This window comes from Caballeronia choica (genome assembly GCF_001544535.1).
Taxonomy (GTDB): Bacteria; Pseudomonadota; Gammaproteobacteria; order Burkholderiales; family Burkholderiaceae; genus Caballeronia; species Caballeronia choica.
Genome location: NZ_FCON02000424.1, coordinates 1 through 1627 on the forward strand (window position 1 = coordinate 1; position 1627 = coordinate 1627).

Below are 1627 nucleotides of genomic sequence, written 5' to 3' on the forward strand. Positions count from 1 at the left end.
ACGATCGCATCGGCCGGGATGCGCGACGACAGTTCCCACACGCTGCGTTGCGGATTGACGCCACCCTTGGCCGGTTCAAGCGCACGCTTTTCCAGCGTCTGCCACCAGTCGGCGGTCCAGCCTTCAATCTTCTTGCGCCATGCGCGGTCCGGCTTCTCGGCAAGCATCGGCAGCAACGCGCGCAAGGTCTCGGCGCTGTCGCCGACGAGGTTCACTTCCATCGGATAACGCAGGCTCAGCATGTCGGCCTTGACATCGATCTGGACGCCTCGCGCATTGCCTTCCTTCGGCAGGAATTCCGAATAGGGAAAGCCCGAGCCGATCATGAGCAGCGTGTCGCACTCCATCATCATGTCGTAACTGGGTTTCGTGCCGAGCAAACCGATCGAGCCCGTCACCCACGCCAGGTCATCGGGCAACGCGGCCTTGCCGAGCAGCGCCTTCGCCACGCCCGCGCCGAGCTTGTCGGCCACCGCGATCACTTCATCGGTCGCATTCAGCGCGCCGGCGCCGACCAGGATCGCCACCTTCTTGCCTTCGTTCAGGACCTCGGCGGCGCGTCGCAAGTCGGCATCGTAAGGGACGACTTTCGGCGCACTGAAGCCGACGCCGGAATGCAGCGTGCCGTGCTTGCGCGCGGGCGCTTCATATTCGAGTTCCTGCAGGTCGTTCGGCAGGACGATGGCCGTGACCTTGCGTTGCGACAACGCCGTGCGCACGGCGCGATCGACCAGATGGCGGACCTGTGACGGCACACTCGCCTGCTGCACGAAAGCCCCGGCGACGTCCTTGAACATCGAAACAAGATCGAGTTCCTGCTGATAGTGGCCGCCGAGCGCGGCGCGTGCCTGTTGCCCTGCGATGGCGAGCACGGGCATGTGGTCCATCCGTGCGTCGTACAGGCCGGTGAGGAGATGCGACGCGCCCGGACCCGAAGTCGCAATGCACACGCCGAGTTCGCCGGTAAATTTGGCATGCGCGGATGCCATGAATGCCGCCATTTCTTCGTGGCGCACCTGAACGAATTCGATTTTTCCCTTGGCGCGACTGAGCGCGCCGAAGACGCCGTTGATGCCGTCGCCCGGGTACCCGAAAATGCGGCGCACGCCCCATGCGTGCAGACGCTCAACAAGAAAGTCGCCGACGGTTTGTGACATTACACCCTCCTTGCGAACGGCCGAGTATTTCGTGACGACGTTTCGCTATGAAGCATCTGGCCAGCGGTTGACTTAACGTCGAATGTTGGCCACATCGCAAACGCCGTGCCGCATTGCTGTTGTCTCCGTCATCCGCCTTGGAATCGACCGCCGCATGGCCCGGACTCCAGCGGTTATGCTTGCAAGACGAAATGCGCTCGATTGCGCGCTAACAACGCACGGTTGGCCGTCAGGCAAAGCAGAGCCATCCCGTGTAGGATATATCACGTAATGATACAAATTACATGATGTGAGCAGTTCCCGCCCTGTCCGATGCCCGAGCGTGCTTGAACATCAGGTACGATCGCCAATCGAAGGAATTCCAAATGCAAGGTTTGTCTCAGCTTCGGAACGAGGACCTCCGCGTTCGCCTTTACCTCGCCGCTGCGTTGCTTTGCGCGCTCGTCACCGCGTGTTCCCGGCCTGCGGAA

2 protein-coding genes are annotated in these 1627 nt (G+C 61.8%); both read right to left on the bottom strand.

Annotated elements, in window-relative coordinates; all coding sequences use genetic code 11:
- On the bottom strand, nucleotides 1–1157 hold a 1157-nt coding region (locus tag AWB68_RS44660; RefSeq protein WP_268810992.1), incomplete at its 3' end, for a thiamine pyrophosphate-binding protein.
- A gap of 263 nt (nucleotides 1158–1420) precedes the next feature.
- Nucleotides 1421–1627 (bottom strand): hypothetical protein (locus AWB68_RS50550; RefSeq protein ID WP_235028878.1); only part of this gene is annotated, 207 nt, incomplete at its 5' end.